We start from the raw sequence: 25,681 nt of genomic DNA on the forward strand, positions 1-25,681 counted from the left end.
GTAAGGCTAACATCTGTCGTCCGGGTGGAAGCGGGCGTCACGGTTCGTCGGCGTCTGGGTCTCGGATCAGTTCGAGCCCGTGTCACACCCCGCTTTGCCCTCGCTGCCGGTAGCGTTGATGGATCGGACTGGGAGGAGCTGCACATGAACCCGACAGAGAATCCGGACCCGGTTGCCGCCGCGCGTGAACTCGACGCGCTGCGGGCAGAGACAGCGGCGCTCCGTAGGCAACTCGCGGAATCCCCCGAGCAGTTGCGCGAATTCGAATCCCGAGTGGACTCGCTCACCGTCCGCAACGGCAAATTGATGGACACCCTCAAAGAGGCCCGGCAGCAGCTCATCGCCCTCCGGGAGGAGGTCGACCGCCTCGGCCAGCCGCCCAGTGGGTACGGCGTCCTGCTCGGCGTCCACGAGGACCAGACCGTCGACGTGTTCACGTCGGGACGCAAGATGCGCCTGACGTGCTCGCCCAACGTGGAGACCGACACGCTTCTGATGGGGCAGACGGTCCGCCTCAACGAGGCGCTCACGATCGTCGAGGCGACGAGATTCGAGGGCGTCGGTGAGATCTGCGCTCTCCGTGAGGTTCTCGACGACGGGCAGCGGGCTCTCGTGGTGGGGCATGCCGACGAGGAACGGGTCGTGTGGCTCGCTTCCCCGCTCGCGGCGATCGCCGAGGAGGACGACGTCAAGGATCCGGACTCCCCGTCGCGTCGGCTGCGGCCCGGCGATTCGCTCCTGGTCGACACGAAGGCCGGCTACGCGTTCGAGCGCATCCCGAAGGCCGAGGTCGAGGACCTGGTGCTCGAGGAGGTCCCGGACGTCGGGTACCACGACATCGGTGGCCTCGGCCGGCAGATCGAACAGATCCGCGACGCGGTCGAGTTGCCGTTCCTTCACAAGGATCTGTTCCACGAGTACGCGCTGCGCCCGCCCAAGGGCGTGCTGCTCTACGGTCCGCCGGGCTGTGGCAAGACCCTCATCGCCAAGGCGGTCGCGAACTCGCTGGCCAAGAAGATCGCGGAGGCTCGTGGAGAGGACAGCAAGGAGGCCAAGTCCTACTTCCTCAACATCAAGGGCCCCGAGCTGCTCAACAAGTTCGTCGGCGAGACCGAGCGGCACATCCGGATGATCTTCCAGCGGGCCAGGGAGAAGGCGTCCGAGGGCACCCCGGTGATCGTGTTCTTCGACGAGATGGACTCGATCTTCCGTACTCGCGGGTCGGGTGTCTCGTCCGACGTCGAGACGACCGTGGTCCCGCAGCTGCTCAGTGAGATCGACGGCGTCGAGGGACTCGAGAACGTCATCGTGATCGGCGCGTCCAACCGTGAGGACATGATCGACCCGGCGATCCTGCGTCCCGGGCGTCTCGACGTGAAGATCAAGATCGAACGCCCGGACGCGGAGTCCGCGCAGGACATCTTCTCGAAGTACCTCACCGAGACGTTGCCCCTGCACGCCGACGACCTGGCCGAGTTCAACGGCGACCGGGCGGCGTGCGTCAAGGCGATGATCGAGCGAGTCGTGGACCGGATGTACGCCGAGAGCGACGACAACCGGTTCCTGGAGGTCACCTACGCCAACGGTGACAAGGAGGTCCTGTTCTTCAAGGACTTCAACTCCGGCGCCATGATCCAGAACATCGTGGACCGGTCCAAGAAGTACGCCATCAAGGCCGTCCTCGAGACCGGGTCGCCGGGCCTGCGGGTGCAGCACGTCTTCGATTCGATCGTCGACGAATTCTCAGAGAACGAGGACCTGCCCAACACCACCAACCCGGACGACTGGGCCCGGATCTCGGGCAAGAAGGGCGAGCGGATCGTCTACATCCGCACGCTGGTCACCGGGAAGAACGCGAGTGCGAGCCGCGCGATCGACACCGAGTCGAACACCGGCCAGTACCTGTAAGGGAAGCGTCAGTCGAAGTAGTCCGCCAGCAGGACCCGGGTGTCCGGAACGAACGGCCACCCCGGGTCCTGCAGGTGTGTTCGGAGTTCGTCTTCGGTCCACCACCAGCCGTCGGTGATCTCGCTGGGCTGGTGGTGGATCGGCCCGTCGTAGTGGGCCTCGAATGCGTACAGGTGGCAGCGCAGCGGCTCGCCGTGCCAGGTGCCGTCCCACGAGATCCGCGAGATCGGGGTCAGGTCGACACCGGTGACACCCAGTTCCTCCGCCAGTTCGCGGCGCGCGGTCTGCTCCGGCGTCTCGCCCGGATCCACGACTCCGCCCGCGAGGCAGTCGTGCATGCCGCCGAACACCGCCTTCTGAGGCGTCCGGCGGTGGACGTAGATGCGGGTGCCGTCGAGCGAGCGCAGCAGCACACCCGCGCTGGCATGCCACAGCCCCTCCGCGTACACCCGTGACCGGGGTGCCGTACCGATCGGTTCACCCTGCGCGTCGTAGACCGCGACCATCACGTCGCCCGAGTCGGTGACTGTCTGCGTCGGATCCGCCCGCGATCCTGGAGGTCGATGATCGCGGCTGCGGTCGCCGCGATCGTGCGGTCGCCGTCGTGGGCCAGCCGGGCCAGGGCGTCCCGTGCCTCCGAGCCGGGAATCTCGGCCAGCGCCTGCGTGATCCGCAACCGTGAGGCCGTGTCGGTCGCGTCGTCGAGCCGATCCTGAACGGCCGCGACGACCGCCTCGGTCGGGGTCGACGCCTCGGCCAGCAGACCCAGGACCTCCGCGGCCTCGACGTCGCGTCGCCCCTCGACGATCATGTCGAGGAGGACGGGCATCGGGTCGGCGCTTCCGCGGGATCCGAGTGCGAGGGCAGCACGGTCACGGACAGTGTCGTCGGAGTCGGCGAGGGCTCGTCGCAACAGGACTGTCGCCTCCGCGTCGGGGACCGCAGCGATTGCCGACACCGCGCGGCGCCGGATATCGGCGACATCCGAATCCAGGCCGCCGGCCAGACCGGCCAATGCGCGCCCCGCTGCCCGCGCCAGGGACCACTGCAGCGCGCCCGCCACGTTGAGGTCGTCCTCCGTCAGGACTGCCGCCACCAGTGCTTCGACGGGCAACGGGGTGTCGTCGTCGTGTGCCAGGACTGCTTGTTGACGGCGGCCCGCAGACTCGGATTCGAGGGCGTGCAGCAGGCCGACGATCCGCAGTACGTCGTCCCACTGTGCCGGTGCGGCGGCGTCGACGCGCTCGAGCCTGGCGAGCAACTCCTCTTCGGCGGTAATCCGTCGGCGGGTGTGCCCGATGAGGTCTCCCACTAGATCGGTGGGCGCGAAACCGGGATCGTCCAGCGCCCGCTTCGTGTCCTCCAGCGAGAGTCCCAGGGTCCTCAGGCTCTCGACGTGGAAGAGCCGTCGGATATCGTCCGGCGAGTACTCCCGGTACCCACCGGACGTCCGCCCGGTGGGTGTCACGAGCCCCAACGCGTCGTAGTGGCGCAGCATGCGGGCACTGACACCCGAACGCTCGGAGACCTCACCGATCAACATGTCCGTCCTGCCTCTCTAGGTATCCGAACCGGTTGCCGCGACACGCCTGGCCAACTCGACCGAGACCGCGAAGCCGCTGTCCGGATCGAGGTGGAGGCGCTGCGTGGCCTCGGCATGCGCCCGAACGTACGGATCCGGGTCGCCGGCCGCGACGTCGAGCGCGGGCAGGGCGTCGTCACCGAGCGCGACGAGCGCGCGGCTCAGACTGAGCTGCCGGTCCCGGTCACCACGCCCGAGCTCGATCGCGAGATCCGCGGCGAGATCGGGCTCGCCGCCGGGCGGCACCACCGCGACCGCGGCCCGCCACGCGCTGCGCGCCACGTCGTCGTGCCCGTCGTGCAGGAGGTCCCGCACTGCGGGCCACGCACGCCGGTCTCCGATCTTCGACAGTGTGTGCAGCGCCTGACTGCGCGCCTGCGCAGCGGCGGCGTCGAGCTCGTCGACCAGCAGCGGCACCGTCGCGTCGGCCGGGAGACGGCACAAGGCCCAGGTCAGCATGTCGCGGACGAAGAAATCCGGCTCGACGGCACATCGCGAGATCAGGGACTCCGCGGTGCTCGGGTCGCCGTCGGTGCCGATGGCGAGCGCCGCCCGCAGCCGGTCCGACGGTTCGGGGGCGGCCAGGGCGGCGACGAGGCGGGCAAGGGGCCCACCGTGGTTCGTGGTGTTCACGACAACCACCTCCTTCGTCGACCATTCGAGCCCTTGTCACTGTGTCAGGGTCAAGTGGCGAAGTCCGGGAGGTGCTGCAGGGAGGCGGATACGATGTGCTGAACGAGAGGTGGTGACGCTGTGCCCCTTCCACGTTCACTCGCGCGGGCCAATCGGGTGGGACTCAACCGGGTCGTCGTGCGCGTCGCCGGACATCTTCCCGGATTCGCGCTCGTGCACCACCGCGGTCGACGCTCCGGTCGGCAGTACACGACTCCGGTCAACGCGTTTCGGATCGGAAACGGCTACCGCTTCGCCCTGACCTACGGCACCGGCAGCGACTGGGCGCGCAACGTCCTCGCGGCGAGGGAGTGTGACGTCACCGTTCGTGGTCGAACCGTGCACCTGGTCGAACCGCGCCTCGAGCACGATCGATCCGCCCGGTGGGCGCCCGGACCGGTGGGAGCGGTGTTGCGCAGAATCGGTGCGGACACGTACCTGCAGTGCCGGATCGACGAACCTCGTTGAGAACCTTCACCGCCGTCGTTCCGATGTGGGCGCGCGGAACGATCTAGGCTCGTGCCATGCAGCGGATCATCGGCATCGAGGTCGAGTACGGCATCTCCTCGCCCAGCGAGCCTTCGGCGAACCCGATTCTGACCTCCACCCAGGCGGTCCTGGCCTACGCGGCGGCCGCAGGGGTACCGCGCGCCAAGCGCACCCGATGGGACTACGAGGTCGAGTCGCCGCTGCGGGACGCGCGTGGATTCGACCTCGGTCGGCTCAACGGGCCGGCGCCGGTGATCGACGCGGACGAGGTCGGTGCTGCCAACATGATCCTCACCAACGGTGCGCGTCTGTACGTCGATCACGCGCACCCCGAGTACTCGGCGCCGGAGGTCACCGATCCGCTCGACGCGGTCATCTGGGACAAGGCGGGGGAGCGGGTGATGGAGGCTGCCGCCCGGCACGCCTCCAGCGTCCCCGGGGCGCCGCGCCTGCAGCTGTACAAGAACAACGTCGACGGCAAGGGTGCGTCGTACGGCACGCACGAGAACTACCTGATGTCCCGCGAGACACCGTTCTCCGCGGTGATCACGGGACTTTCCCCGTTCTTCGCGTCCCGGCAGGTGATCTGCGGCTCGGGCCGCGTCGGCATCGGCCAGTCCGGGGACGAGGCCGGATTCCAGCTGTCGCAGCGCGCCGACTACATCGAGGTGGAGGTCGGGCTCGAGACGACGCTCAAGCGGGGCATCATCAACACCCGCGACGAGCCGCACGCGGACGCCGACAAGTATCGCCGGCTGCACGTCATCATCGGCGACGCCAATCTGGCGGAGATGTCGACGTACCTCAAGGTCGGTACGACGGCGCTGGTCCTCGACCTCATCGAGGCCGGAGTCGACCTGACCGATCTGCAGCTCGCGCGTCCGGTCACCGCGGTCCACCACATCAGCCACGACCCGACATTGCGGGCCACCGTCGCGCTCGCGGACGGACGCGAGCTGACCGGTCTTGCGCTGCAGCGCATCTACCTCGATCGCGTCGCCAAGTTCGTCGAGCGCGAGGGCAACGACGATCTGCGGGTGGCCGACATCATCGACAAGTGGGCGATGGTGCTGGACCTGCTCGAACGTGACCCGATGGAGTGTGCGCACCTGCTGGACTGGCCTGCGAAACTGCGTCTGCTCGAGGGCTTCCGGCATCGCGAGGGGCTCGCGTGGTCTGCTCCGCGACTGCACATGATCGATTTGCAGTACTCCGACGTGAGGCTCGACAAGGGCCTGTACAACCGGCTCGTCGCACGGGGATCCATGAAGCGGCTGGTCTCGGAACAGCAGGTGCTCGACGCCGTCCACAATCCGCCGACCGATACCCGGGCGTTCTTCCGGGGCGAGTGCCTGCGGCGTTTCGGCGCCGACATCGCCGCCGCCAGCTGGGACTCGGTGATCTTCGATCTCGGCGGCGAGTCGCTCGTTCGGATCCCGACGCTCGAGCCGCTCCGGGGCAGCCGCGCACACGTCGGGAAGCTGCTCGACTCGGTGGATTCGGCCGCTGAGCTGGTGGAGCAGCTTACGAACTGATCACACCGGCAAATCGCGCCGCGCGCTTGCGGCCCCGCGGTCACTGTCGGTCGGTAGGGTTAGGGTCCGAGCAGGACGGCTCGCCGGAGGATTGCTCCGGCGGCGCCGCGGTGAAGAGGAGGTCGGTGGCTATGGCCCAGGAGCAGACCAAACGCGCCGGTGGCGGCGACGACGACGATGCCCCGATCGGCGAGGGCGCAGCCGGGCAGGAACGGCGCGAGAAGCTCGCGGAGGACACCGACGATCTGCTCGACGAGATCGACGACGTCCTCGAGGAGAACGCCGAGGACTTCGTGCGTGCATACGTCCAGAAGGGCGGCCAGTGACGAGCGGTCGTGCAGGGGCGTCGTCGACTGCAGGCGGCCTCGGTGCAGGACTCGGAGCGGGGCTCGCCTCGAACCTGTCCTCCTTCACCGAGCATCTGCGCCTCCACGCGCCCGAGATGCTGCCCGGTAATCGAATCGACATGAGTCGCAACGGTGCGGAAGGCGATGTGGCGCCGCACGGCACCACCATCGTCGCGTTGACGTTCGCCGGCGGTGTGGTCATCGCCGGCGACCGGCGCGCGACGATGGGCAACCTGATCGCCAGCCGTGACGTCGAGAAGGTGTTCGTCACCGACGACTATTCGGCGGCGGGAATCGCCGGCACCGCCGGTGTGGCGATCGAACTGGTGCGGCTGTTCGCCGTCGAGCTCGAGCACTACGAGAAGATCGAGGGCGTCCAGCTCACGTTCGACGGCAAGGCCAACAGGTTGTCTTCCATGGTGCGAGGCAATCTCGGTGCCGCGATGCAGGGACTCGCGGTCGTGCCGCTGCTCGTCGGCTTCGATCTGGACGCGGCCGATCCCGAACGCGCGGGCCGCATCGTGTCGTACGACGTCGTCGGTGGACGGTACGAGGAGCGGGCCGGCTACCACGCGGTCGGGTCCGGATCGCTGTTCGCGAAGTCCTCGCTCAAGAAGCTGTATCGCGAAGGCGTCGACGAGGACTCGGCGTTGCGGATGGCGATCGAGGCGCTGTACGACGCGGCCGACGACGACTCCGCCACCGGCGGACCGGACCTCGTGCGGTCGATCTACCCGACGGCGGTGTCGATCACGTCGGCGGGCGCGGTGAGCGTACCGGCGGATCGGACCGCCGAGCTGGCTCGCGCGGTCGTCGCCGACCGCACAGAGGAAGGACGCACCCCGCGATGACACTGCCGTATTACGCCTCCGCCGAGCAGATCATGCGCGATCGCTCGGAGCTGGCGCGCAAGGGAATCGCGCGCGGCCGCAGCGTCATCGTGCTCACGTTCGCCGACGGTGTCCTGTTCGTGGCGGAGAATCCGTCCACGGCGCTGCACAAGGTGAGCGAGCTGTATGACCGCCTGGGGTTCGCCGCGGTCGGCAAGTACAACGAGTTCGAGAACCTGCGCCGCGCGGGCATCGTGCACGCGGACATGCGCGGCTACTCGTACGACCGCCGCGACGTCACCGGCCGTTCCCTCGCCAACGGCTACGCCCAGACGCTGGGGACCATCTTCACGGAGCAGCCCAAGCCATACGAGGTGGAGATCTGCGTCGCGGAGGTGGGTCCCCACGGCGCGCCGCCCCAGGCGCAGCTGTACCGGATCACGTACGACGGTTCCATCGTCGACGAGCAGCAGTTCGTCGTGATGGGCGGCACCACCGAGCCGATCGCGACGGCGCTGCGCGAGTCGTACCGTCCGGGCATGGACCTCACCGAGGCGGTGGCCGTCGCGGTGACCGCGCTCCGCGACGGAACCCCGTCGGGGAACGGTGATTCCGAACGGCCCGCTCTCGGAGTGTCGGGCCTCGAGGTGGCGGTGCTCGATCAGTCCCGGCCGCGGCGTGCCTTCCGACGGATCGCCGGTGCGGCACTCGAGCCGTTGCTGCCGGCGCCGAGCACTCCCAAGCCCGACGTGAAGGACGGCGGCGAGGCCGGCGGCACCCCCGAGACCGGGGACACCGCCGGATCCGACTAGAGCTGCCGGTAGAGCACCACGCGCTGGGGTTCACTGCGGAACTCGAAACGGCGGCCGTCGGCGACAACCTCGCCGTCGGTCGCCAACGCGACTGGGGGGCCGTCGATCTCGACCGCCACCGACGAGGCATTGCTGTGCACGTAGGTCGGTGAGGTTCCGAGGGTTCCGGTGAGGGCCGCCCCCACCAGCCGTAGCCGGGAGAACCGGTGGTCGGCGAGCAGATACCGCACATCGAGGGTGCCGCGGTGGATTTCCGGTCGCGACATCGGTACCTGGTCGGACGGGGAGTAGCGGCCATTTCCGACGAACAGCATCCAGATGGCGTGCTCGGCTCCGTCGATCGTGACCTTCAGCGGCTGTGCGGACTTCAGCACCCGCGCCATCGCGAGGGCCGCCGCGGGCCATTTCCCGAGCCGGGGCTGCCAGCGTTCGCGCAGGCGCACGGAGTCGGGATAGCCGCCCAGGCTCGCGGTGTTCACGAAGGTCGCCTCCTCACCGCCGTCGACTCGGATGCGTCCGAGATCGACCAATTCGGCGCTGCCGTCCGCGATCGCCGAGGCGGTTGATGCGACGTCGCCTACGCCGGCGTCACGCGCGAAGTGGTTGAGCGTGCCACCGGGGAAGACCGCGAGCGGAAGGTCGTGCCGGACGGCGGCGTCCGCGACGGTCACGACCGTGCCGTCGCCTCCGCACACGCCGAGCGCCTTGGGTGACTGCGCGGCCACGATCTCGTCGATCTGGGCGCCGAAGTCCCGGTCGCCGTCGAACTCGACGATCCGCGCCTTGGGGAGATTGTCCTCGACCTCGGTGCGGACGGCGTCGTCGTCGCTGCCCGAACCGGGATTGACGAACACGATCATCCCGTCGCCCTCGACGAGCGCCTGGGTCGTGCGATCGGGGCCCAGCGTCGCGGGTTCCTCGTTCCGCACCGCCCACCATCGCCGCGTCGCGACGGCGACGGCAGCACCGACGCCCACGCCCACTGCGATGTCGGACGGCCAGTGCACACCTGTGTGCACCCGCGAGTACGCGACCGCGGCGGCGAGGGGCACGAGGGCGACGCCGGCAGCGGGGTACTCCAGCGCCACTCCGGTGGCGAACGCCGCGGCGGACGCGGAATGCCCGGACGGGAACGACGACGAGCGTGGCGCGGGCAGCCCACGTCGCAGGGAGAACTCCGGCGTTCCGGCGGGCGGCCTCCGGCGTGGGAAGACCGGTTTGAGGGCCGCGTTCGACAACGCGCTCGCACCGGCCACCGCCAGGACGCCGCGAACCGCGGCGCGTCGGGCGCGGCCGCCGGCCAGACCCATGCCCGCCGCGACACCCATCCAGAGGACGCTGTGGTTCGCGGCGTTGCTCAGCGCGCGCAGACCACCATCGAGTCGCGAGGGCGGCAGCTCGGTACTCAGGCGCATGAGTATCCGGTCGGTACGTTCGGGGAAACATCTCACTTCGGCCACGTTCCCACCCTAGGGCCGCGAGGCTGTTCGCGAACGGCAAGGCAAACTGGCTCGGCGCTGTACTGTCGAAGTGTGCAGCGACGAATCATGGGAATTGAGACCGAGTTCGGTGTCACCTGCACCTTTCACGGTCATCGACGGCTGAGCCCGGACGAGGTTGCCCGTTACCTCTTCCGGCGGGTGGTCTCGTGGGGCCGCAGTTCCAATGTCTTCCTCCGCAACGGCGCGCGCCTGTATCTCGATGTGGGTTCCCATCCCGAGTACGCGACCGCGGAATGCGACAGCCTCCTCCAACTCGTGAACCACGATCGGGCGGGCGAACGCGTGCTCGAGGATCTCCTCGTGGACGCCGAGCAGCGGTTGGCCGAGGAAGGCATCGGCGGCGACATCTATCTGTTCAAGAACAACACCGACTCGGCCGGGAACTCGTACGGATGCCACGAGAACTTCCTCGTGGTCCGGGCGGGCGAGTTCTCCAGGATCTCCGACGTGTTGCTGCCGTTCCTCGTCACCCGGCAGTTGATCTGCGGCGCGGGCAAGATTCTGCAGACGCCGAAGGCGGCGACGTTCTGTCTGTCGCAGCGCGCCGAACACATCTGGGAGGGCGTGTCGTCCGCGACCACCCGCTCGAGGCCGATCATCAACACGCGCGACGAGCCGCACGCGGACGCCGAGAAGTACCGGCGTCTCCACGTCATCGTGGGCGACTCGAACATGTCCGAGACCACCACGATGCTCAAGGTCGGCACCGCGGCCCTGGTCCTCGAAATGATCGAGGCGGGGGTCCCGTTCCGTGACTTCGCACTCGACAACCCCATTCGGGCGATCCGCGAGGTGAGCCACGACATGACCGGTCGCCGGCCCGTTCGGCTTGCGGGCGGTCGACAGGCGAGTGCGCTCGACATCCAGCGGGAGTATTACTCGCGGGCGGTCGACCATCTGCGCACGCGGGAGCGGGATCCGCAGGTCGACCAGGTGGTCGATTTGTGGGGCCGCACGCTCGACGCCGTCGAGAACCAGGATTTCGCGAAGGTCGACACCGAGATCGACTGGGTGATCAAGCGCAAGCTGTTCCAGCGCTACCAGGACAAGTACGGGATGGACCTCGCCGATCCCAAGATCGCCCAGCTCGATCTGGCGTACCACGACATCAAGCGTGGTCGCGGCGTGTTCGACCTGCTGCAGCGAAAGGGCCTGGCCAAGCGGGTCACCGAGGACGAGACGATCGAGGCGGCAGTGCAGACGCCGCCTCAGACGACCCGCGCGAAGCTGCGCGGCGAGTTCATCGCCGCTGCCCAGGACGCGGGTCGTGATTTCACCGTCGACTGGGTGCATCTCAAGCTGAACGATCAGGCGCAGCGGACCGTGCTCTGCAAGGACCCGTTCAGGTCGGTCGACGAGCGGGTCGAGCGCCTCATCGCGTCGATGTGAGCGAAGCGGTCGTTCCGCTCGGAGCCGCATCCGGGCGAAACGACCGTTTTGCTACCGCCCGGTCGGCTTCGGGGGCGCTACTCTTCTCCGAGTGGCGACCACCAAAGTCGAGCGGCTGATGAATCTCGTCATCTGCCTGTTGTCGACGCGACAGTTCCTGACCGCCGAGAAGATTCGCGAAAGCGTCGTGGGCTACCACGATTCGCCGAGCGACGAGGCGTTCAACCGGATGTTCGAACGGGACAAGAGTGAGCTCCGTGACCTCGGCATTCCGCTCGAGACGGGGCCGGCGAACCGGTTCTCCACTGTCGAGGGGTATCGGATCAACCGGACGGCGTACGAGCTGCCCGACGTGGATCTGGACAGCGGTGAGGCCGCGGCCGTCGCGGTCGCCGCCCGGCTGTGGGGATCTCCCGAGCTGATGTCGACGTCGCAGAGCGCGCTGATGAAGCTGCGGGCGGCGGGCGTGCAGGTGGACGCGGACGTGGATTCGGTGCCCGTCGCCGCGGTTCCCGCCCGCACGCGTGGTTCGGAATCGGCGCTGCGACAGTTGCTCGCCGCCATCGACGCCGGCCGGGCGGTCACCTTCCGGCATCGGAGTGCGCCCACCGACCCGTACATCGACCGGACGGTCGAGCCGTGGGGCGTCGTGACGCTGCACGGCCGGTGGTACCTGGTGGGGCACGACGTCGATCGTGATGCGACCCGCACGTTCCGGCTGTCCCGGATCAGTGAACCGGTGGTCGCCGTGGGCCCGGAGAACTCGGTGCACAAGCCGGCGGATGTGGATTTGCGGGCCATCGTCGACGCCGTCACCGGTGCCGGTTCGGTGGCCGGTACCGCGACGGTATGGGTGGCCGCGGGCCGCGCGTACGAACTGCGCCGGCTCGGCACCGTCCGCGAAGAGCGGGAACTCGGTGGTCGCGCCGGAGTGGTCCTCGACATTCCGGTTCGGTCGTGGGGCTGGACGGCCCGGCTCATCGCCGGGCACGGTCTGGATGCGCTGGTACTGGCCCCGGAATCGCTGCGCGCGGACGTGAAGGAGAAGTTGCGGTTCGCGGCGGGCGAGTCGGCTGCGACCGACGAAGGGGGAGAGGTTCGATGACGGCCGGACTGTCGCGACTGGCGCGACTGCTGAACATGGTTCCGTACTTCATCGCGAATCCGGGGATCAGCAAGGAGGCGGCAGCGAGAGACCTCGGTCTGAGCGTGCCGAACCTGACGAAGGACCTGCAGCAGCTGTTCGTGTGCGGGCTGCCGGGATACGGCCCGGGTGATCTGATCGACCTTTCCTTCGAAGGCGAGACGGTGTCGGTGATCTTCTCCGCCGGCATCGACCGTCCGCTGCGGCTGACGTCGACCGAGGCGACCGTGCTGCTGATCGCGCTGCGGTCGCTGGCCGAGATGCCGGGCATGGTCGACCCGTCGGCCGCGCAGAGCGCAATCGCGAAGATCGAATCGGCTGCGGGCAGCGCGGCGCGACGAGCGGTGGCCGCAGCCGACGAAGACGTGGCGGACGAGGGCGACGCGGCGGACGACGGCGACCGCGGGGCACGGGAGAATCCGGTTGCCGCGGCGGTCCGCGACGCACTGCAGCACGACCGGGCGGTGCGTCTCACGTACTACTCCGCGTCACGCGACGCACTGACCGAACGCGTGGTCGATCCCATCCGCTCGTTGCTTCTGGACGACCACACGTACCTGCAGGCGTGGTGTCGGCAGGCCGAGGGCGTGCGCCTGTTCCGGTTCGACCGCATCGAGGCCGCCGTCGAGTTGGACGAACCGTCGCGGCCGCCCGCGCAGGCGCTCGGCACGGACGAACATCTCGAGTTGTTCAGTCCGGACGGAGATCTGCCTCAGGCGGTCCTGCAGATCTCGGCCGACCACGGCTGGATCCTCGAGAACTACCCGCTCGATCCCGTGCGCACCCTGCCGGATCGGTCGGTCGAGGCGACCATGCGATACGGCTCGCAGGAATGGATGGCGCGCCTGGTCCTGGGTTTCGGTCCCGGTGCGCGCGTCCTGGGGCCCCCAGAGCTGGTGGAGGCGGTGCGCGAGCGCGCGCGGGCCGCCCTCGACGCGTACGACGCCCTGGAAGCGTGACGCGGATCGGGTCGATCGGCCACCGCGAGAGTGTCGGAAAGTGTAATTTCGGGTTGCTGCTTCGTTAACGGCTCTGCCGTTTCCGTAGCGGTGGCTCCGGTTGGTTGTTACGTCACGGTGAACTGGACATTTACCGCAAGATCGACGCACACACGTCCGGTAGCATCGTTGGCATCTGATACCTGGAGGTAATTATGGGAGCCATGAGCCCCTGGCACTGGGCCATTGTGGCGCTGGTCGTCGTCATCCTGTTCGGCTCGAAGAAGCTGCCCGATGCGGCTCGCGGACTCGGACGCTCGCTGCGGATCTTCAAGAGCGAGGTCAAGGAGATGCAGAACGAGGGCAACCCCACTCCGAACGCCGCACCTCAGACGCCTGCCGCGCCCACCGGCCAGCTTCCGTCGGCACCGGTCGACGCGACGGTCGTGGACACGCCGCAGTCGCACACCGAGCCGAAGTCGGCCTAGTTCACGTTCCACACACACCGGGGTGAGCAGCTCACCCCGGTGTCCGGCTGATCAAGGCTAGGGCCCACTGTGCGAATTCCGTTCGACCCGCGTCGCAGCAGGCGCAGGACAAATCCAGACGGCACGATGTCGCTCGTCGACCATCTCTACGAGCTGCGGACTCGACTTCTGATTTCCGTGGCCGCGGTGATCGTGACGACGCTCATCGGATTCGTCTGGTACTCGACCCGAATTCTCGGGATCGAGAGCCTCGGAGAGCTCCTGCGCGGCCCGTACTGTTCGCTGCCCTCGTCCAGTCGTGCAGATCTCAGTGCCGACGGCGCGTGTCGGCTGCTCGCAACCGGGCCGTTCGACCAGTTCATGCTCCGCTTCAAGGTCGCCTTGACCGCCGGAATCGTCCTTGCGTGTCCGGTCTGGCTGTATCAGATTTGGCGCTTCGTCACTCCCGGCCTGTATTCCAAGGAACGCAAGTACGCGATCAGTTTCGTCTTCGGAGCGTCAGTGCTGTTCATGGCCGGCGCTGTCCTCGCCTACGTGATCGTCGCGAAGGCCCTGCACTTCCTGATGACGATCGGCGACAACGTCCAGATCACGGCCCTCAGCGGCAACCAGTACTTCGGATTCGTGATCAATCTGCTGATCATCTTCGGCGTCAGCTTCGAGATTCCGTTGCTCATCGTCGCGCTCAACGTCGTCGGTGTACTGCCGTACGCCAAGCTCAAGGCATGGCGTCGCGGTCTCATCATGGCGTTGTTCGTGTTCGCCGCGGTGGCGACGCCGGGCCAGGATCCGTTCTCGATGCTCGCACTCGCTCTGGCTCTCACGATCCTGTTCGAGATGGCGGTGCAGATCGCGCGGCTCAACGACAAGCGCAAGGCGCGTCGCGAGACCGAGAACTGGGGTGATCTCGACGACGAGGACGCATCCTCGATCTCCGCCCCCTCACCGATCCAGGACACCGCCCCGGTCCAGTCGTCCTCCGTTCCGAAGGCCGGTGCCCAGGACTACTCGGACACGCTGTGACCTCGGTTAACCAACTCGCCGCCTTCACCGCCCAGCTGAGCTTCCCGCTCGATCCGTTCCAGATCGAGGCGTGCGCGGCGCTCGAGGCCGGGCACGGTGTGCTCGTCTGCGCGCCGACCGGCGCCGGGAAGACTGTCGTCGGCGAGTTCGCCGTGCACCTGGCCCTCGAAGCGGGGCGCAAGTGCTTCTACACGACGCCGATCAAGGCGCTGAGCAACCAGAAGTTCAACGAACTTTCCGCGCGCTACGGCAGCGACGCGGTGGGTCTGCTGACCGGTGACACCAGCATCAACTCCGACGCCCCGGTCGTGGTCATGACCACCGAGGTGCTGCGGAACATGCTCTACGCCGATTCCCCGACGCTGCGCGGTCTGTCGCACGTGGTGATGGACGAGGTCCACTACCTCGCCGACCGGTTCCGCGGGGCGGTGTGGGAGGAAGTGATCCTGCACCTGCCCGAGGACGTGCGGCTGGTCAGTCTGTCGGCCACGGTGAGCAACGCCGAGGAGTTCGGTGCGTGGATGGAAACCGTCCGCGGCGACACGACCATCGTCGTGGACGAGACCCGGCCGATTCCCCTGTCGCAGCACATTCTCGTGGGCCGGCGCCTGTTCGATCTCTTCGACGCGAAGGCGGCCGCGGGCGCACAGCACCAGGTGGTGGTCGACCCCGACCTGGTCCGGCACGTCAAGCAGCGGCTCGCGCTCGACCGGATGAATTCGTGGGAACCGCGCGGCCGTGGTGGCTACCGCTCCAACGACTTCCGGCCACTGCCGCGTCCCGAGGTGATAGCCCGCCTGGACGAGGAAGGCCTCCTGCCCGCCATCACCTTCATCTTCAGTCGCGCCGGATGCGAGGCCGCCCTGGCGCAGTGCGTCCGGTCGAAGCTGCGCCTCACCACACCGGAGCAGACCGCGCGGATCCGCGAGATCATCGACGAGCACACACGGCACCTGCCGCGTCCGGATCTCGAGGTGCTCGGCTACTGGAGCTGGCGGGAAGCGCTCGAGCGGGGGTTCGCCGCCCATCACGCAGGCATGCTGCCCGCGTTCAAGGAGACCGTCGAGGAACTCTTCGTCAACGGCCTGGTGCGCGCGGTGTTCGCCACCGAGACGCTGGCCCTGGGCATCAACATGCCCGCGCGGTCGGTCGTGCTCGAACGACTCGTCAAGTACAACGGCGACACTCACGCAGAGCTCACACCCGGCGAATACACCCAGCTCACCGGTCGGGCCGGCAGACGAGGCATCGACGTCGAGGGCCATGCCGTCGTGCTGTGGCAGCCCGGCATCGAACCCACCGACGTCGCAGGGCTCGCGTCGACCCGTACCTTCCCGCTGCGCAGTTCGTTCCGGCCGGGCTACAACATGTCGATCAACCTGGTCGACCGGATGGGCGCCGTGGAGTCCCGCGCACTGCTCGAGCGGTCCTTCGCCCAGTTCCAGGCCGATCGGTCCGTCGTGGGGCTCATCCGGTCCATCGAACGCAACGAGGCGGCGCTCACGGAGCTTCGGGACAAGCTCGGCGGCGCGGACGGCGAGTACTTCGAGTACTTCCGGATCCGGGAGCAGCTGCGCAGCCGTGAGCGCATGCTCGAACGTCAGGGCCGGGCCGACCGCCGGGGTGCGTCGGTGTCGTCGCTGGTAGACCTGCGCCGAGGAGACGTCGTTGCGATCCCCGTCGGCAAGCGTTCGGGGCTGGCGGTCGTCCTCGAACCCGATCAGAACCCGAACGATCCGCGACCGTTGGTGCTGACGGAGGACAAGTGGGCCGGGCGGGTCAGCGCAGCCGACTTCCCCGTCCCGGCACGGTCCCTCGGGAAGATGCGTCTGCCCAGGCACGTCGATCACCGGACGGCGCGGGTGCGCCGCGACCTGGCGTCGGCGCTCAGATCCACCGGAATCGTCCCGCCGCGCAAACCCACACGCGCCAAGGGCGGTCGTGAGGACAGCGACGTCGTCGCACTCCGGAAGGCCCTGCGGGAGCATCCGTGCCATTCGAGGCCGGACCGCGAGCAACTGAGCCGCACCGGTGAGCGGTACAACCGCCTCGCCCGCGAAACGGAGTCGCTGCGCCAGAAGGCAGCGGCGACGACGAACTCGCTGGCCCGCACCTTCGATCGGATCGTGGCCTTGCTCACCGAGCGGGGATTCATCGCCGACGGCCGCGACCCGAAGGCGACGGAGGAGGGTCAGCGGCTCGCTCGGATCTACAGTGAGAGCGATCTGCTGGTGGCGGAGTGCCTGCGGCGCGGCGCGTGGAACGGACTCACGCCCGCCGAACTGGCCGGCGTGGTGTCCTCCGTGGTGTACGAATCCCGGCAGGATGCGGACGCTCCCGATCGTGGTCCCACCGCGCCGCTGCGCCAGGCCCTCGCCGAGACGATGCGGGTATGGGGTTCTCTCCAGGCCGACGAGATCCGCCACAAGCTTCCGGTGACCCGGGAACCCGATTCGGGGTTCGTCACCGCCATCTACAGCTGGGCCAACGACGAACCGCTGGTCGACGTGCTCGTGGCCGCCGGTTCGGGCGGCAAGGAACTGGCGGCCGGGGACTTCGTGCGGTGGTGCCGTCAGGTGATCGATCTCCTCGACCAGGTACACGCGACCGCACCCGATCCCGCGGTCGCCAAAGCCGCCGCACGCGCGATCGGGTCGATCCGCCGGGGGGTCGTCGCGATCTCCGCGGCCTGACCCCGTCGGCGCTCGTAGGGCCCTGGTGTTTTTCGGACGTCCGTCGTTGACTGGTTCGTAGGGGCGCGTCTCGCACGCGCGTGCGTGGCGCCGGCGGCGAGAGGAGAACGACTATGGACGGGAAGAACTGGTCGGTGGACATCTCCATCGACGAACACGAGGCGCAGACTCGGTCGACGGCTCGCCTGCACATGGTGGAGTCCACGATCGTAGGAGTCGGTTTGGCGCGGCGGAATCCGGTCGATCGAAACGTTCCGTCGATCGGGGACGAGTTGGCGACTGCGCGCGCCCTCGCCGATCTCGCGCACCAACTGATCGATGCGACAGTCGGTGACATCGAGGCGGTGACCCACTCGAAGGCCCACCTGACGCAGTGAACCGGATCTGATCGGCTCGACAGGTCGACACGGACGGCGTGGGGCAATGTTCCGCGTCGTCCCCTGTACTGCGTAGTGTGGCAGTCGTCTCGCGCCCGGGGAGGGAGTCGATCGGGGGATCGAGGAACGGGTTCCGGTGCGGCGAGGCACTTCGTTGCGGCGCAGATGGCCGCGGACCGGACACGAGGAGACGACATGAGCGGGCCGCACGGACCGAACGAATCGACCGCCCGTCGGACGCCTGACGGCGGCAGTGCCGAGGGTTCCGTCGGGCCGGGTCCCACCGAGCAGTTCCCCCAGCACGCCTACCCGGCGGACGTGCACGGCGCGGGCGCGTACCGCGGCCCCGATCAGGGGCAGTGGCAGCAGGGCCAGTCCTGGGGGCAGCACCCCGGTACCCCGGGCCCCGCTCCGGGGCAGCAGTGGGGGCCGGCGCCGCAGGGGTGGCCGCAGCACAATCCCGGTCAGCCGTATCCGGGGCAGCAGTGGGGCGCACCCGGGCAGCAGCAGTGGAATCCCGGGGGCCAGGGCATGGCCCCGGGATATCCGCAGCAGCCCCAGCAATTCGGGCAGCCCGGAAACCAGTGGGCACCGCCGCAGCCCGGTCAGCCGACACCCGGCCAGGGCGGCAGGAAGACGGGCCTGTGGGTCGGGATCGCCGTCGCGGTAGTGGTCGTCGTCGGGCTGATCGTCGCGCTGCTGTCGTGGACGCTCGGCGGAAAGACCCTCGACCAGCAAGCGGCGCAGCGCGGTGTCGAGCAGATCGTGACCGAGTCGTACGGCGCCCGTTCGGTGACCGGCGTCAGCTGCCCGTCCGGCCAGGAGGTCGAGAAGGGTGCGTCGTTCGAGTGCACCCTCACGGTCGACGGCTCGCCGAAGTCGGTCAAGGTCACCTTCACCGACGACGAGGGCACCTACGAGGTCAGCCGACCCAGCTGACCGAGAACCTCCGGACTCAGGAGCGTTCGGTCGCCATTGCCGCGAGCAGGCGCGCGACCGAACGCTCGATTCCCAGTTCTGCCGAGACGTTCTCGAGTCGCGCGGGATCGGCCGCCGTGTTCGGCAGGATGTCCGGGCGCGACAGCTGGACCTCGGCATCGGTGACGACCCGGACCACCGGCAGCGCAGCGTCGAGGTAGTCGCTTGCCACGGACAGCTTGGCTCGCACTCCCTTCGCGACGTCGCTCGCCGGGTCGTCCGCGGCAGCGCGCAGGTTCTCGAGCGAGCCGTGTTGCAGCAGCAGCGTGGACGCGGTCTTCTCTCCCACCCCCTTCACCCCGGGCAGGCCGTCCGACGAATCACCGCGCAGCAGAGCGAGTTCGGCGTACGCGGCTCCGGCGCGTCCGGCCGGCACCCCGTACTTCGCGGCGACCTCCTCGGGACCGAACAGTTCGGCCTTCGCCAGACCTCGACCCACGTACAGCACCCGGACGGCAACCGGGTCGTCGGAAACGACCTGGAGTAGGTCGCGGTCCCCGCTCACCACGACGACCGGGTCGGCCTTTTCCTGTGCGGCAAGGGTTCCCAGTACGTCGTCGGCCTCGAGTCCTGCTGCCCCGGCGGTGGCGATACCGGCGGCGTCGAGGACGTCCATGATCATGTCGACCTGCGGCGTGAGCGTGTCCGGCACCTCCTCGGCGGAGCCGTCGGAGTCCTCGGCCACCCGGTGGGCCTTGTAGGAGGGCACCGCCGCGACGCGGAACTGCGGACGCCAGTCCAGATCGAGGCACACGGCCAGGCGGGACGGCTGCGTTCGGGTGATCAGGGCGGCCACCATGTCGGTGAAACCGCGGACGGCATTGACGGGACGTCCGTCCGGCGCGGTCATCGACTCCGGCAGGGCGTAGAACGCCCGGAACCACAGACTCGCACCGTCCAACAGCAGCAAAGGCCCACTCATGCGCCCCATCCTGCCAAACGGCACTAGCCTGAATCCATGAGTTCCCACAGTGCCGTTTCCGCCGGCTCCGAAGCCTCACGGTTCCCGACTTCGGTCTACGCCGATCGACTGGCCCGCGCCGCGCAGATCGCCCAGCGGTCGGGCCTGGACGGCCTGCTGGTCACACCCGGTCCCGACCTGCGTTATCTGGTCGGCTCCCGCGCGGATTCCTTCGAGCGGCTGACGTGCCTGGTCGTGCCGGCGGACGGAAATCCGCCGTCGGTGGTGCTGCCGCGGCTCGAGCTTGCGTCGCTGAGTGATTCGGCCGTCGGCGAACTGAATCTGCCGGTGCACGATTGGGTCGACGGCGTCGACCCGTACGAGCTGGTGTCGTCGCTGCTACCGGAGACACCGCGGGTCGCCGTCACCGACGCGATGCCCGCGCTCCATCTGGTCCCGCTGGCCCGGCGTTTCGGCGCGGTCCCGGCGCTGGCTACCGATGTGCTGCGCGAGCTGCGAATGATCAAGGACGACGCGGAGATCGAGGCGCTCCGTCGTGCCGGTGCCGCGATCGACCGGGTCCACGCCCGTATGGGTGAGTGGCTGCGCCCGGGCCGCACCGAGGCGGATGTCGCCGCCGACATCACGGCCGCGATCCTGGCCGAGGGGCATACCGAGGCCGCATTCGTGATCGTCGGATCGGGCCCGCACGGCGCCGATCCGCACCACGAAGTTTCGGACCGGGTGATCGAATCCGGCGATATCGTCGTGATCGATATCGGGGGACCGGTGGAGCCGGGCTACAACTCGGATTCCACCCGCACCTACGTCCTGGGCGAGCCGGATCCGCAGGTGGCCGATCAGGTCGCGGTCCTGGAGGCGGCGCAGCGCGCCGCGGTCGACGCGGTGCGGCCCGGGGTGACCGCGGAGTCGGTCGACGCCGCTGCCCGTGACGTCCTCGCCGATGCCGGTCTTGCCGACGTGTTCGTGCATCGGACCGGGCACGGCATCGGGCTGTCGGTACACGAGGAGCCGTACATCGTCGCCGGCAACACGGTGGTGCTCACGCCGGGGATGGCCTTCAGCGTCGAACCGGGCATTTACTTCCGGGGCCGTTGGGGTGCCCGGATCGAGGACATCGTCGTCGTCACCGCGGACGGCTGCGAGTCGGTGAACAAGCGCCCGCACGGATTGACGGTCCTCCCCGGCTGAGGCGGCGGCCGGTCAGACGATGAAGTTCCCGAACGTCGGGTTCGACTGACAGAGCGGCAGGCTCCACAGGTCGATCGTGCCGAACACGGTGGCCCGGATGTTGCCGTTGCCGGTGTAGACGGTCTTCGAGTAGTAGGGATAGGCACCCTCGAGGGCCGCCATCCCGCTCGCCCCCGTGTCGAGGTTGACCCACGCGACCGTGACCTGTCCCGCGGCGGGGATCGGGGGTGCGGCGGGGAACGTCTCGAAGCGGATCTCGCCGGGGCCGATCGGCGGGTCCTGTTCGGGCCCGGACTGTCCGGTGGCACCGGTCAGCGACATCAGACTGCCCTGGTTGGCGCACCCGATGGTCAGGGCCGGGGGCCCGAACGGGTGCGGCGGCAGTGCGGCGGCTGTCGCCGGCACCGCGACGGTGGCCAGGGCGGCGGCCGTGACAGCCGCCGACCGGAGGATCCGGCGATGCGCCGGCGATGGTTTGCGTCGAGCTGTCCGTCGAGTTGTCATGGCCATCCCCGTTCGGGTGTGCTGGGTGACGTCCTCCCACGGTACCGCCGTGACTCGTTCGGCAACTCCGCTTGGGGTCAACGAATACCGGTGCAAATCAGGCTATTTCACCGATCGACCAGAATCGCGGACCCCATGATGCGCTCGACCGCTATCTCGATGACGACGCGGGTCGGATTCTCTCGCGGGGTCCGGTAGCGCGCCGCGTAGCGTTCGACACCCTCGGCGACCGATGCGGGATCGGACATGACGCGCGCGGGGCCCTCGAGCGTGAGCCAGCGACCGCCGTCCACCTGACTCACCGCGGCGTATCCGCCGCGATCGGCGTTGCGCGCCTTCTGCGAGGCGTCGTTCGTGATGATCCGGGCGATTCGGCTCTCCGGATCCCACGTGAACCCCACCGCCACGACGTGCGGGGTGCCGTCCTTACGCAACGTCGTCAAGGTCGCGAGATGCCGCTCGGTCAGGAACGCGGCGGCCTCGGCGGTGAGATGGGACGGATCGGCGGGATTTCGGGCCATGCCCCGACGGTACTCGAGCGCCGCCGATCCAGGACACTGGAGTCATGAGTGACACGGACTATGCGCCCGGCTCGGTGGTGCTGCTGGGCGGTCGCAGCGAGATCGGGGTGGAGGTTGCGCGTCGACTGGCGCCCGGCCGCGTGGTCGTGCTGGCCGCGCGGCGCAGCGACGACCTCGAACAGGAGACACGCGTCGTGCTCGACGCCGGCGCGACGGCGGTGCACTGCGTCGAGTTCGATGCCGACCGGGTCGCCGACCATCCGGCGGTGCTCTCCGCCATCACCGAGCAGCACGGACCCATCGGCGTCGCGGTGCTCGCGTTCGGGGTACTCGGCGACCAGGCGCGCGCGGAGCAGGACGCCGGCCATGCGCTCGCCGTCGTCCACACCGACTACGTCGCGCAGATCAGTGTGCTCACACACCTCGCGAATCTGATGCGGGCGCACGGCTCGGGGCAGATCGTGGTGTTCTCCTCGGTCGCGGGCGCTCGCGTGCGTCGCGCCAACTACGTGTACGGCTCGGCCAAGGCCGGCCTCGACGGATTCGCGAGCGGCCTGACCGACGCACTGCACGGCAGCGGAGTCCGCCTGCTCCTGGTCCGGCCGGGATTCGTCATCGGCCGCATGACCGCGGGCATGAAGGCAGCGCCGTTCTCGAGCACCCCGCAACAGGTGGCCGACGCCGTCGCGCACGGGCTCCGGAAGGGCTCCGAGCGGGTCTGGGTGCCGGGTCTGCTTCGTCCGGTGATCTTCGGGATGCGGTTGTTGCCGCAGTTCATCTGGCGGCGACTGCCCCGGTGACGCCTCCTGCGATCGACCCGATCGTCGTCGTCGGCATCGGCGCCGACGGCTGGGACGGCCTCGCGCCGCGCGCGCAGACCGCTGTCCGCGACGCCGAGGTGCTCATGGGCTCGACCCGGCAACTCGCGCTCATCCCCGAGTCCGGGGCGAAGCGCGTGCCCTGGCCGTCGCCGATGCTGGCCGCACTGCCCGCGCTGTTCGACGAGCACCGGGGCCGGCGGGTGTGCGTGCTGGCGAGCGGGGACCCGATGTTCCACGGCATCGGGGTCACACTCGGCCGGATACTCGGTCCCGAACGCTTGCAGGTGCTCGCGCACCCGTCCTCGGTGTCGCTCGCGTGCGCCCGCCTCGGCTGGCCGCTGCACGAGACGACGACCGTCAGCCTGGTGAATCGTGACGTCGCGACGCTGGCCGCGAGCCTGGTCGACGGTGCGCGACTGCTGGTGCTCAGCAACGACGAGCACACCCCCGGGGCGGTGGCGAAGCTGCTGCGCGAGCACGGGTTCGGCGACAGCGCCGTGGTGGTGCTCGAACAGTTGGGTGGTCCCGCCGAGCACGTGGTTGACGGCGTCGCGGGAACCTGGGATCGGGAACCCGGAGACCCGCTCAACGTGATCGCACTCGAGCTCCGGGCGTCGGACACCGCGCTCCGTCTGACCCGGACACCCGGACTGGCGGACGACGCCTACCGCGGCGACGGCCAGATGACCAAGCACGAGGTGCGGGCGCTGACGCTGTCCGCGCTGGCCCCGGCGCCGGGCGAGCTGCTGTGGGACGTCGGCGGCGGCTCCGGGACCATCGGCATCGAGTGGATGCGGAGCGATCCGCGCTGCCGCGCCGTCGCGTTCGAACGCGAGAATGCCCGCGTCGCGCAGATCGTCGACAACGCTTCTCGGCTCGGGGTGCCGACGCTGCGGGTGCGGGGCTCCGCGCCTGACGCGTTCCCCGCCGAGACGACGGTGCCGGACGCGATCTTCGTCGGCGGCGGGGTGACGCAGGACGGACTGCTCGACGCGTGCTGGATGCGCCTGCGTCGGGGCGGCCGGATGGTCGTCAACGCGGTCACCGCGGAATCGGAGTCGCTCGTGCTGCAGTGGCATGCGCGGCTCGGTGGCGAGCTGCGCAAGTTCCAGATCTACCGCGGCGAACCGCTCGGCGGATTCACGGCGTGGCGACCGCACCTGCCGGTGGCGCAGTGGTCGGTCGTCAAGCCGCACAGCACCGAAAGGGAAGAGCAATGACAGTCCATTTCATCGGAGCCGGACCGGGCGCCGCGGATCTGATCACGTTGCGGGCCTCGCGCATCATCGCCGAAAGCCCGGCGTGCCTGTACGCGGGCAGCCTGGTCCCGGCCGAACTGCTGACGCTCTGCCCCGACGACGCCGAGGTGATCGACACCGCCCGTCTGAGCCTCGACGAGATCATCGAGCAGATCATCGCGTTCGACGCGGCCGGCCTCGACGTCGCGCGGCTGCACTCGGGAGATCCGTCGATCTATTCGGCAGTGGCCGAGCAGGTTCGGCGGCTCGATGCAGCCGGCGTCGCGTACGACATCGTGCCCGGTGTCCCGGCATTCACCGCGGCCGCGGCCGCACTCGGCCGTGAACTGACGGTGCCCGGGGTGTCCCAGTCGATCGTGCTGACCCGCGTGTCGACGCTGTCGACGGCGATGCCGCCGGGGGAGGACCTGCGCTCGCTCGGTCGCAGCGGCGCCACGATGGTGGTGCACCTCGGGGCGCACCGGATCGAGCAGATCGTCGACGAACTGTCCGAGAACTACGGATCCGACTGTCCCGCGGCCGTCGTCGCGTTCGCCAGCCGGCCCGACGAGGTGGTGCTGCGCGGCACGCTGGCGACGCTCGTCGACCAGGTGCACGCGGCTGGGATCACGAAGACCGCAGTGGTGATCGTCGGCCGCGTCCTCGCCGCGGAGGGGTTCCCCGACAGCTACCTGTACTCGGCGACGCGGTCCCGCACCACCCATTGATGTCGGCAGTACGCAGGGTCCTCGTTCTCGGCGGCACCGGTGAGGCGCGCAGGCTCGCGGCGCGACTCGACGGGAATCCGTCGGTGAAGGCGATCTCGTCGCTGGCCGGTCGGGTCCGTGAACCGGTGCTCCCGGTTGGGCAGGTCCGCGTCGGTGGCTTCGGCGGTGTCGACGGGCTGGCGCAGTGGTTACGGGACAACGAGATCGACGCGGTCGTCGACGCCACCCACCCGTTCGCCGCACGCATCACGGCGAATGCCGCCGCGGCCACCGCACGCGTGGGCGTCCCTCTGCTGGTGTCGCGCCGTCCCGCGTGGGCCCCCGAGCCGGGGGACGACTGGCATGTCGTTCCGGATCTAGCCGCGGCCGCCCAGGCGGTTGCGGGGCTGGGGGAGCGGGTGTTCCTGACCATCGGGAGACAGGGCGTCGACGCATTCGCCGACGGCGCCGGCTGGTTCCTCATCCGGGCGATCGATCCCCCCGACGTGCGGATGCCGGAGCGGGCCCAACTGCTCCTCGCACGTGGACCTTTCACGGTCGACGACGAGGTGACGCTGCTGAAGGACCACCGCATCGACGTCGTCGTCACCAAGAACAGCGGGGGAGCGCTCACGTCGGCGAAACTCGCGGCGGCGCGCGAAGTGGGGGTGCCGGTGGTGATGGTGGCGCGCACGCCGATTCCGGAGGGGATCGCGTCAACCTCCGACCTCGACGCCGCGGTCGTGTGGGCAGCTGAAGGGGAGCTCCCGCTCCCGAACTGACCTCCCGCGGCCGCGATTGCGCGGGCGGCGGGTCATTTCGGGAGCGGGACAGTTCCGCGCAGAACTTCGTACCTGACGGAACCGGAGAGATTTCCGAATTTCCTGCCGCCCACTCACGCACTCCACAGCATCGTCATCGGGCTCACCTCTCCAGCATCCCCGTCACCGCCTGGACAGCCGGGGTCGAACGTCCCAGGACCAAGGGGAGAGTGTTCGTGAATCCGCCGCTCAACTTCCTATGCACCCCATCTCGCCGGAGGCGGTGGCCGCGCGGGTGCTGGGTCTCGT

26 protein-coding genes are annotated in these 25,681 nt (G+C 68.9%); 19 read left to right on the top strand and 7 right to left on the bottom strand.

Translation table 11 applies throughout. The annotated features are described in order from the left end of the window. Nucleotides 1–144 precede the first annotated feature (144 nt). The gene (arc, locus tag ABEU20_RS22690) at nucleotides 145–1,908 is read left to right on the top strand and encodes a proteasome ATPase (protein ID WP_420166637.1); all 1,764 of its coding nucleotides are present in this window, start codon (nucleotides 145–147) and stop codon (nucleotides 1,906–1,908) included. A gap of 8 nt (nucleotides 1,909–1,916) precedes the next feature. On the opposite strand, the gene ABEU20_RS22695 is transcribed toward arc, so the two are convergent. The 3 genes from ABEU20_RS22695 to ABEU20_RS22705 are packed head-to-tail and all read right to left on the bottom strand — an operon-like array spanning nucleotide 1,917 to nucleotide 4,123. Further along, nucleotides 1,917–2,414 (bottom strand): NUDIX hydrolase, encoded by a 498-nt coding sequence (locus ABEU20_RS22695; RefSeq protein ID WP_420166638.1) that lies wholly within the window; start codon nucleotides 2,412–2,414, stop codon nucleotides 1,917–1,919. Beyond that, a complete protein-coding gene (locus ABEU20_RS22700; RefSeq protein WP_420166639.1) occupies nucleotides 2,414–3,451 on the bottom strand; it encodes a MerR family transcriptional regulator in 1,038 nt (345 codons plus the stop codon). The genes ABEU20_RS22695 and ABEU20_RS22700 overlap by 1 nt, the downstream gene beginning before the upstream one ends. A 15-nt stretch (nucleotides 3,452–3,466) precedes the next feature. Next, complete coding sequence (locus ABEU20_RS22705) at nucleotides 3,467–4,123, bottom strand: HEAT repeat domain-containing protein (RefSeq protein ID WP_420166640.1); 657 nt, start codon at nucleotides 4,121–4,123, stop codon at nucleotides 3,467–3,469. 120 nt (nucleotides 4,124–4,243) lie between these two features. Here ABEU20_RS22705 and ABEU20_RS22710 point away from each other — a divergent pair, with 120 nt between their 5' ends. The 5 genes from ABEU20_RS22710 to prcA all read left to right on the top strand — a co-directional run bounded on the left by ABEU20_RS22710 (nucleotide 4,244) and on the right by prcA (nucleotide 8,175). Next, nucleotides 4,244–4,630: a nitroreductase family deazaflavin-dependent oxidoreductase gene (locus ABEU20_RS22710; protein ID WP_420166641.1), complete on the top strand. Its 387-nt coding sequence runs from the start codon at nucleotides 4,244–4,246 to the stop codon at nucleotides 4,628–4,630. Nucleotides 4,631–4,686: 56 nt separating this feature from the next. After that, nucleotides 4,687–6,186: a depupylase/deamidase Dop gene (gene dop, locus ABEU20_RS22715; protein ID WP_420166642.1), complete on the top strand. Its 1,500-nt coding sequence runs from the start codon at nucleotides 4,687–4,689 to the stop codon at nucleotides 6,184–6,186. Between the two features lie 131 nt (nucleotides 6,187–6,317). After that, on the top strand, nucleotides 6,318–6,512 hold the full coding sequence (locus ABEU20_RS22720; protein ID WP_005513229.1) for a ubiquitin-like protein Pup: 195 nt from the start codon (nucleotides 6,318–6,320) through the stop codon (nucleotides 6,510–6,512). A 116-nt stretch (nucleotides 6,513–6,628) separates the two neighbouring features. Further along, nucleotides 6,629–7,384 (top strand): proteasome subunit beta, encoded by a 756-nt coding sequence (gene prcB / locus ABEU20_RS22725; protein ID WP_420166771.1) that lies wholly within the window; start codon nucleotides 6,629–6,631, stop codon nucleotides 7,382–7,384. Further along, nucleotides 7,381–8,175, top strand: coding sequence for a proteasome subunit alpha (prcA, locus tag ABEU20_RS22730; RefSeq protein WP_420166643.1), 795 nt, complete (start codon nucleotides 7,381–7,383; stop codon nucleotides 8,173–8,175). The genes prcB and prcA overlap by 4 nt, the downstream gene beginning before the upstream one ends. Here prcA and ABEU20_RS22735 read toward each other — a convergent pair. Beyond that, the gene (locus tag ABEU20_RS22735; RefSeq protein ID WP_420166772.1) at nucleotides 8,172–9,590 is read right to left on the bottom strand and encodes a bifunctional phosphatase PAP2/diacylglycerol kinase family protein; all 1,419 of its coding nucleotides are present in this window, start codon (nucleotides 9,588–9,590) and stop codon (nucleotides 8,172–8,174) included. The two genes, prcA and ABEU20_RS22735, sit on opposite strands and share 4 nt — an antisense overlap. A 117-nt stretch (nucleotides 9,591–9,707) precedes the next feature. On the opposite strand from ABEU20_RS22735, the gene pafA reads away from it, so the two are divergent. The 8 genes from pafA (at nucleotide 9,708) to ABEU20_RS22775 (ending at nucleotide 18,668) form a co-directional block, all read left to right on the top strand. Continuing rightward, nucleotides 9,708–11,066, top strand: a complete 1,359-nt coding sequence (pafA, locus tag ABEU20_RS22740; RefSeq protein WP_420166644.1) for a Pup--protein ligase — start codon at nucleotides 9,708–9,710, stop codon at nucleotides 11,064–11,066. A gap of 91 nt (nucleotides 11,067–11,157) precedes the next feature. Then, entirely contained in the window at nucleotides 11,158–12,171 is a 1,014-nt protein-coding gene (locus ABEU20_RS22745; RefSeq protein WP_420166645.1) for a helix-turn-helix transcriptional regulator, read from the top strand. Further along, the gene (locus tag ABEU20_RS22750) at nucleotides 12,168–13,169 is read left to right on the top strand and encodes a helix-turn-helix transcriptional regulator (protein WP_420166646.1); all 1,002 of its coding nucleotides are present in this window, start codon (nucleotides 12,168–12,170) and stop codon (nucleotides 13,167–13,169) included. Before ABEU20_RS22745 ends, ABEU20_RS22750 begins: the two co-directional genes overlap by 4 nt. Before the next feature lie 194 nt (nucleotides 13,170–13,363). Beyond that, nucleotides 13,364–13,636 carry a Sec-independent protein translocase subunit TatA gene (gene tatA, locus ABEU20_RS22755; protein ID WP_420166647.1) on the top strand — a complete coding sequence of 91 codons (273 nt, stop codon included), beginning with the start codon at nucleotides 13,364–13,366 and terminating at the stop codon, nucleotides 13,634–13,636. Nucleotides 13,637–13,705: 69 nt separating this feature from the next. Next, a complete protein-coding gene (gene tatC, locus ABEU20_RS22760; RefSeq protein ID WP_420166648.1) occupies nucleotides 13,706–14,659 on the top strand; it encodes a twin-arginine translocase subunit TatC in 954 nt (317 codons plus the stop codon). Then, nucleotides 14,656–17,352: a DEAD/DEAH box helicase gene (locus ABEU20_RS22765; protein WP_420166649.1), complete on the top strand. Its 2,697-nt coding sequence runs from the start codon at nucleotides 14,656–14,658 to the stop codon at nucleotides 17,350–17,352. The genes tatC and ABEU20_RS22765 overlap by 4 nt, the downstream gene beginning before the upstream one ends. 113 nt (nucleotides 17,353–17,465) lie before the next feature. Beyond that, nucleotides 17,466–17,729, top strand: a complete 264-nt coding sequence (locus ABEU20_RS22770; RefSeq protein WP_420166650.1) for a DUF1876 domain-containing protein — start codon at nucleotides 17,466–17,468, stop codon at nucleotides 17,727–17,729. 195 nt (nucleotides 17,730–17,924) lie between these two features. Then, a complete protein-coding gene (locus tag ABEU20_RS22775; protein WP_420166651.1) occupies nucleotides 17,925–18,668 on the top strand; it encodes a DUF4333 domain-containing protein in 744 nt (247 codons plus the stop codon). A 16-nt stretch (nucleotides 18,669–18,684) separates the two neighbouring features. On the opposite strand, the gene ABEU20_RS22780 is transcribed toward ABEU20_RS22775, so the two are convergent. After that, nucleotides 18,685–19,629 carry a 5'-3' exonuclease gene (locus ABEU20_RS22780; protein WP_420166652.1) on the bottom strand — a complete coding sequence of 315 codons (945 nt, stop codon included), beginning with the start codon at nucleotides 19,627–19,629 and terminating at the stop codon, nucleotides 18,685–18,687. Between the two features lie 36 nt (nucleotides 19,630–19,665). On the opposite strand from ABEU20_RS22780, the gene ABEU20_RS22785 reads away from it, so the two are divergent. After that, nucleotides 19,666–20,820 carry a M24 family metallopeptidase gene (locus tag ABEU20_RS22785; protein WP_420166653.1) on the top strand — a complete coding sequence of 385 codons (1,155 nt, stop codon included), beginning with the start codon at nucleotides 19,666–19,668 and terminating at the stop codon, nucleotides 20,818–20,820. 12 nt (nucleotides 20,821–20,832) lie between these two features. Here the strand turns inward: ABEU20_RS22785 and ABEU20_RS22790 are convergent, their stop codons facing one another. Next, nucleotides 20,833–21,324, bottom strand: coding sequence for a hypothetical protein (locus ABEU20_RS22790; protein WP_420166654.1), 492 nt, complete (start codon nucleotides 21,322–21,324; stop codon nucleotides 20,833–20,835). A 107-nt stretch (nucleotides 21,325–21,431) separates the two neighbouring features. Then, nucleotides 21,432–21,845, bottom strand: a complete 414-nt coding sequence (locus ABEU20_RS22795; protein ID WP_420166655.1) for a PPOX class F420-dependent oxidoreductase — start codon at nucleotides 21,843–21,845, stop codon at nucleotides 21,432–21,434. Between the two features lie 44 nt (nucleotides 21,846–21,889). On the opposite strand from ABEU20_RS22795, the gene ABEU20_RS22800 reads away from it, so the two are divergent. From ABEU20_RS22800 to ABEU20_RS22815, 4 genes are read left to right on the top strand one after another with little or no spacing between them, the layout of a single operon-like run. Next, complete coding sequence (locus ABEU20_RS22800; protein WP_420166656.1) at nucleotides 21,890–22,645, top strand: SDR family NAD(P)-dependent oxidoreductase; 756 nt, start codon at nucleotides 21,890–21,892, stop codon at nucleotides 22,643–22,645. Continuing rightward, nucleotides 22,642–23,886, top strand: coding sequence for a precorrin-6y C5,15-methyltransferase (decarboxylating) subunit CbiE (cbiE, locus tag ABEU20_RS22805; protein WP_420166657.1), 1,245 nt, complete (start codon nucleotides 22,642–22,644; stop codon nucleotides 23,884–23,886). The genes ABEU20_RS22800 and cbiE overlap by 4 nt, the downstream gene beginning before the upstream one ends. Then, nucleotides 23,883–24,632: a precorrin-4 C(11)-methyltransferase gene (cobM, locus tag ABEU20_RS22810; protein WP_420166658.1), complete on the top strand. Its 750-nt coding sequence runs from the start codon at nucleotides 23,883–23,885 to the stop codon at nucleotides 24,630–24,632. The genes cbiE and cobM overlap by 4 nt, the downstream gene beginning before the upstream one ends. Beyond that, nucleotides 24,632–25,393 (top strand): cobalt-precorrin-6A reductase, encoded by a 762-nt coding sequence (locus ABEU20_RS22815; protein ID WP_420166659.1) that lies wholly within the window; start codon nucleotides 24,632–24,634, stop codon nucleotides 25,391–25,393. The genes cobM and ABEU20_RS22815 overlap by 1 nt, the downstream gene beginning before the upstream one ends. The last annotated feature ends 288 nt before the right edge of the window (nucleotides 25,394–25,681 follow it).

Source organism: Rhodococcus parequi, from assembly GCF_046042785.1.
Classification (GTDB): Bacteria; Actinomycetota; Actinomycetes; order Mycobacteriales; family Mycobacteriaceae; genus Prescottella; species Prescottella parequi.

Bases quoted from the DNA above. Each gene is read 5' to 3' on its own strand.
- arc (WP_420166637.1), top strand. From the start codon at position 145: ATGAACCCGACAGAGAATCCGGACCCGGTTGCCGCCGCGCGTGAACTC.
- ABEU20_RS22695 (WP_420166638.1), bottom strand. From the start codon at position 2,414: ATGGTCGCGGTCTACGACGCGCAGGGTGAACCGATCGGTACGGCACCC.
- ABEU20_RS22700 (WP_420166639.1), bottom strand. From the start codon at position 3,451: ATGTTGATCGGTGAGGTCTCCGAGCGTTCGGGTGTCAGTGCCCGCATG.
- dop (WP_420166642.1), top strand. From the start codon at position 4,687: ATGCAGCGGATCATCGGCATCGAGGTCGAGTACGGCATCTCCTCGCCC.
- ABEU20_RS22720 (WP_005513229.1), top strand. From the start codon at position 6,318: ATGGCCCAGGAGCAGACCAAACGCGCCGGTGGCGGCGACGACGACGAT.
- prcB (WP_420166771.1), top strand. From the start codon at position 6,629: ATGCTGCCCGGTAATCGAATCGACATGAGTCGCAACGGTGCGGAAGGC.
- prcA (WP_420166643.1), top strand. From the start codon at position 7,381: ATGACACTGCCGTATTACGCCTCCGCCGAGCAGATCATGCGCGATCGC.
- ABEU20_RS22735 (WP_420166772.1), bottom strand. From the start codon at position 9,590: ATGCGCCTGAGTACCGAGCTGCCGCCCTCGCGACTCGATGGTGGTCTG.
- ABEU20_RS22750 (WP_420166646.1), top strand. From the start codon at position 12,168: ATGACGGCCGGACTGTCGCGACTGGCGCGACTGCTGAACATGGTTCCG.
- tatA (WP_420166647.1), top strand. From the start codon at position 13,364: ATGGGAGCCATGAGCCCCTGGCACTGGGCCATTGTGGCGCTGGTCGTC.
- ABEU20_RS22770 (WP_420166650.1), top strand. From the start codon at position 17,466: ATGGACGGGAAGAACTGGTCGGTGGACATCTCCATCGACGAACACGAG.
- ABEU20_RS22775 (WP_420166651.1), top strand. From the start codon at position 17,925: ATGAGCGGGCCGCACGGACCGAACGAATCGACCGCCCGTCGGACGCCT.
- ABEU20_RS22780 (WP_420166652.1), bottom strand. From the start codon at position 19,629: ATGAGTGGGCCTTTGCTGCTGTTGGACGGTGCGAGTCTGTGGTTCCGG.
- ABEU20_RS22785 (WP_420166653.1), top strand. From the start codon at position 19,666: ATGAGTTCCCACAGTGCCGTTTCCGCCGGCTCCGAAGCCTCACGGTTC.
- ABEU20_RS22790 (WP_420166654.1), bottom strand. From the start codon at position 21,324: ATGACAACTCGACGGACAGCTCGACGCAAACCATCGCCGGCGCATCGC.
- ABEU20_RS22795 (WP_420166655.1), bottom strand. From the start codon at position 21,845: ATGGCCCGAAATCCCGCCGATCCGTCCCATCTCACCGCCGAGGCCGCC.
- ABEU20_RS22800 (WP_420166656.1), top strand. From the start codon at position 21,890: ATGAGTGACACGGACTATGCGCCCGGCTCGGTGGTGCTGCTGGGCGGT.
- cobM (WP_420166658.1), top strand. From the start codon at position 23,883: ATGACAGTCCATTTCATCGGAGCCGGACCGGGCGCCGCGGATCTGATC.
- ABEU20_RS22815 (WP_420166659.1), top strand. From the start codon at position 24,632: ATGTCGGCAGTACGCAGGGTCCTCGTTCTCGGCGGCACCGGTGAGGCG.